Raw genomic sequence first — 544 nt, 5'->3', positions numbered from 1 at the left:
GCCTGGTTTAACCCTGGCGTTGCTTATGACGAGGTTCTGAGCAAATGACTCGAACTGAGCCATTGCGACGAATAATTTTACAGTTACGGCAAATCTTCTTTACCGAAGCACGAACTTTCATTATCTGCTCCAACTATTTGCTAAAACCTACCGGTTATCACAGCATTCCGCTGTTACCGTAACCTTTAAGGTTTGATTTCTTCATAACAGACTCATATTGATGAGACATCAGGTGCGACTGCACTTGAGCCATAAAGTCCATCACCACAACTACCGCAATAAGAAGTGAGGTNCCGCCGAAATAAAACGGTACATTGAACCAAACAACCATAAACTGTGGCAGTAATGATACTGCTGTAATATAAGCAGCACCGAATATTGTTAAACGCGTAAGTACGTTATCGATGTAATTTGCAGTTTGCTCGCCAGGACGAATGTTACCAGCCAGATATGCACCAGAGCGCTTAAGATTCTCTGCTACTTCACGAGGGTTATACATTAACGCTGTATAGAAGAAGCAGAAGAAAACAACTGCCGCTGCAAA

2 protein-coding genes are annotated in these 544 nt (G+C 42.7%); both read right to left on the bottom strand.

The window, feature by feature from the left end; translation table 11 throughout:
• Window positions 1–7: 7 nt before the first annotated feature.
• Window positions 8–121, bottom strand: a complete 114-nt coding sequence (gene rpmJ, locus A3739_RS28045) for a 50S ribosomal protein L36 (protein ID WP_082862969.1) — start codon at window positions 119–121, stop codon at window positions 8–10.
• Between the two features lie 36 nt (window positions 122–157).
• Window positions 158–544: preprotein translocase subunit SecY (locus tag A3739_RS08090; RefSeq protein WP_369821098.1), on the bottom strand; the 387-nt coding region annotated here is incomplete at its 5' end.

The organism is Oleiphilus sp. HI0067 (assembly GCF_001635735.1).
This window is presented reverse-complemented; position numbering and strand designations above follow the sequence as displayed.